This window comes from Streptomyces sp. HSW2009 (assembly GCF_040240285.1).
Classification (GTDB): domain Bacteria; phylum Actinomycetota; class Actinomycetes; order Streptomycetales; family Streptomycetaceae; genus Streptomyces.
Window position 1 is genome coordinate 1 of record NZ_JBEHZD010000679.1, and the last position, 3615, is coordinate 3615.

At 75.9% G+C, this 3615-nt stretch carries 2 protein-coding genes; both read left to right on the forward strand.

The features are described from left to right. The first annotated feature begins 87 nt into the window (after positions 1 to 87). Positions 88 to 2619: a heavy metal translocating P-type ATPase gene (locus tag AAHZ94_RS30640; RefSeq protein ID WP_502964833.1), complete on the forward strand. Its 2532-nt coding sequence runs from the start codon at positions 88 to 90 to the stop codon at positions 2617 to 2619. Beyond that, positions 2616 to 3251 (forward strand): copper chaperone PCu(A)C, encoded by a 636-nt coding sequence (locus AAHZ94_RS30645; RefSeq protein WP_349996987.1) that lies wholly within the window; start codon positions 2616 to 2618, stop codon positions 3249 to 3251. Before AAHZ94_RS30640 ends, AAHZ94_RS30645 begins: the two co-directional genes overlap by 4 nt. Positions 3252 to 3615 lie beyond the last annotated feature (364 nt).

Here is a 3615-nt window from a genome sequence, read left to right on the forward strand (position 1 = left end):
GCCCGCCTCGAAGGCGTCACCGCCACCGTCAACCTCGCCACCGAACGCGCCCACATCACCCACCCACCCACCATCACCCTCACCGAACTGATCGCCACCGTCGAACGCGCCGGCTACACCGCCGAACCACCCCCCGCACCCCGCCCCACACCCACCACCACGACCGAGCTCACCATCGGCGGCATGACCTGCGCCGCCTGCGTCGCCCGCGTCGAAAAACGACTCGCCCGCCTCGAAGGCGTCACCGCCACCGTCAACCTCGCCACCGAACGCGCCCACATCACCCACCCACCCACCATCACGGTCGCCGAGTTGACGGCCACCGTGGAGCGCGCCGGCTACACCGCCGAGCCGATCGCGGCCGAGCGCGGCCGGCCGGTGGACGGTGCCGACGGCGCGGATGACGGCGCTGCGGGCGAGGACGCGGCGGGCGCCGATCGGGCCGTCGCGCGCGAGGAGCGGGACCGGCTGCTGATCACGGCGCTGCTGTCGATCCCGGTGCTGGTGATCTCGATGGTCCCCGCGCTCCAGTTCCGCAACTGGCAGTGGGTGTGCTTCGTGCTCTCCACGCCGGTCGCCGCCTGGAGTTCGTGGCCGTTCCACTCCCGGGCTGCGCGCGGGCTGCGGCACGGGGCGGCCACCATGGACACCCTGGTTTCGCTCGGGGTGCTGGCCGCCTTCTCCTGGTCCACGTACGCCTTGTTCTTCGGCGGGGCCGGCGAGCCCGGCATGGAGATGCCGTTCACGCTGCTGCCCTCCGCGTCGGGTGACACCCCGCACGTCTACCTGGAGGCGGCGGTCGCCGTCCCGCTGTTCGTCCTGACCGGGCGGCTGTTGGAGGCCCGGGCCAGGCACGGCACGGGTTCCGCGCTGCGTGCGCTCGCCTCGCTGGCCGCCAAGAACGTGGTGATAAGGGTCGACGGCGCCGAACGGCGCATCCCCATCGAGCAGTTGCAGGTGGGCGATCTGTTCGTGGTGCGGCCCGGTGAGCGGGTGGCCACCGACGGCGTGGTCGCCGAGGGCGGCTCGGCGCTGGACATGTCGCTGGTGACCGGCGAGAGCGCACCGGTCGAGGTGGGCCCCGGCTCTGCCGTGGTGGGCGGCGCGGTCAACTCGGGCGGGCTGCTGCTGGTCCGTGCCGACGCCGTGGGTGCCGATACCCAACTGGCGCGCATCACCCGCCTGGTGGAGGACGCGCAGGCCGGCAAGGCGAAGGCGCAGCGCCTCGCCGACGCGGTGGCCGGCGTGTTCGTACCGGTGGTGCTGTCCATCGCGGTCACCGTCTGCGGCTTCTGGCTCGGCGCCGGCGCCGACCCGCAGGCGGCGGTGACCGTCGCGGTGGCCGTCCTGGTCGTCGCCTGCCCGTGCGCACTGGGCCTGGCGACCCCCACCGCGCTGCTCGCCGCCACCGGCCGCGGCGCCCAACTCGGCATCCTGGTCAAGGGACCGCAGGCGCTGGAGGGGCTGCGCCGGGTGGACACCGTCGTGCTCGACAAGACGGGCACGCTGACCATCGGCGAGATGGGCGTCACGGAGGTGACCTGCCGCCCCGGTGGGTTGACCGAGAAGGCGGTGCTGCGGCTGGCGGGCGCGGTCGAGCAGGGTTCGGAGCACCCCGTGGGCCGTGCGGTGCTCGCGCATGCGCGCCGTACGACGCCCGACGGCACCGAGTTGCCGCCGGTGACGGAGTTCGCCGCGACGGCCGGTCTCGGCGTCAGCGGGCGGGTCGACGGGCAGCGGGTGACGGTCTCCCGCCCGGACGCACCGGTCGCCGGTACGGATTCGGCTGCGGGCACGGACACCGCCGCGGACGGTCCGGCCGCGGACCCGGCCGCCGGGCCCGCGCTGCCGGCCGAACTCGCCGCCGCCGTACGCAGCGCCGAGGACACCGGGCACACCGCGGTGCTGGTCCGGGTCGACGGCGCCCCAGAGGCCGTACTCGCCCTGGGCGACAGCCTGCGGCCTGGCAGCTACCGGGCCGTTGACCACCTGCGCCGACTCGGCCTGCGGACGGTCCTGGCGACCGGCGACAGCGAGGCGCCGGCGCGCGCCGGCGCCGAACGGCTCGGCATCACCGAGGTGCACGCCCGGGCGACCCCCGAGGGCAAGGCCGAACTGGTCCGCTCGCTGCGTGAGCGCGGCCACCGGGTCGCGGTCATCGGTGACGGCGTCAACGACGCGGCGGCCCTCGCCCACGCCGACCTCGGCATCGCGATGGGCGGCGGCACGGACGCCGCGATCGGCGCGGCCGACGTGACGCTGGTACGCGAGGACATGGGCGCGCTGCCGGACGCGGTACGGCTGGCCCGGCGCACGCTCGGCACCGTACGGTCCAACCTGGCCTGGGCGTTCGGCTACAACGCGGTCACCCTGCCGCTGGCCGCCGTGGGGTGGCTGAACCCGATGGTGGCCGCCGCGGCGATGTCCGCCAGTTCGGTCATCGTGGTCGGCAACAGCCTGCGGCTGCGCGGCTGGCAGCCCAGTTCGTCCAGCGGTGCACCGGGGCGCCCGCGCTCCGGCACCGCACGTCCCGGCGGCCCGCGGCCCGGGGGCTCCCGCCCGGGTCCCGCCCGCGCCACGGCCTCGGCCACGACCACGGCCACCCGGAAGCAGTCATGAGCGAGGAATCCGTGTCCCACCAGTCCCGCACCGACCACGGCGCCGACACCGCCCCGACCGCGGCGCACGGCCCGTCCGGGGCGGCCGGCAAGACGGGGGCCGCCGACCCGACGGGCGAGCCGGCGCCCCGGCCCCCGCGCCTTGGTCTGGCGGCGATCGCGGCGCGCCGGGGCGCCTTCGCGGCCGTCCTCGCACCGGTCCTGGCCTGCGCCATCACCCTGGGTGCGCTCACCGCCTGGACGGCCTCCGGCGCGGCCGGCAGCCCCGCCGAACCCACTCTGGTCGACGCGCGCATCATGCTCCCGTCCAATCCGGAGGCGACGGCGGCGCTGTTCAACCTGACCAACGAGGGCGGTGCGGACGACGCCCTGGTACGTGTCTCGACGCCGGCGAAGGCCGGGCGCGTGATGCTCAGTCGCAGCGTGCACGAGAACGGCGTGGGCACGATGCAGATGGTCTCCTCCGTCGGGCTGCCCGCGGGCGGCTCGCTGGAGATGTCGGCGACCGGCCTCGACGTGATGGTCGAGGACCCGCCGCCGATGCGGCTCGGCGAACGGGTCCCGTTCGTCCTGCACTTCCGCGACAGCCCGCCGCTACGGGTCAACGCCCTGGTGGTACGGCCCGGGAGCTAGCGGACCCGGCAGCCAGAAGCACGGCGCGCAGCCGCCGCCCGGGCGGGCGAGTAGCGGCCCCAGGAGACTCCCCCTCCGCCTCGCGCGCCCCACCGGCCCCACCCACGACGTCCCGTGACGCTCGGGTGGGGCCGTTGGCATGTCCGGCGGACCGTGGGCCTCGGGTATGACGGGCGTGGCGGGTGCGACGGCTGGCGGCTGGCGGCTGGCGGCTGGCGGCTGGCGGCTGGCGGCTGGCGGCTGGCGGCTGGCGGCTGGCGGGCCGAGCGTCCCGCGCCGTCGGCACTCATCGGCCCCGCCCCACCGCAGCGGCGCGGCGCGACACGGGAGCTCCCGGGAGGTGGGGGCACGGCATGTTCTCCCG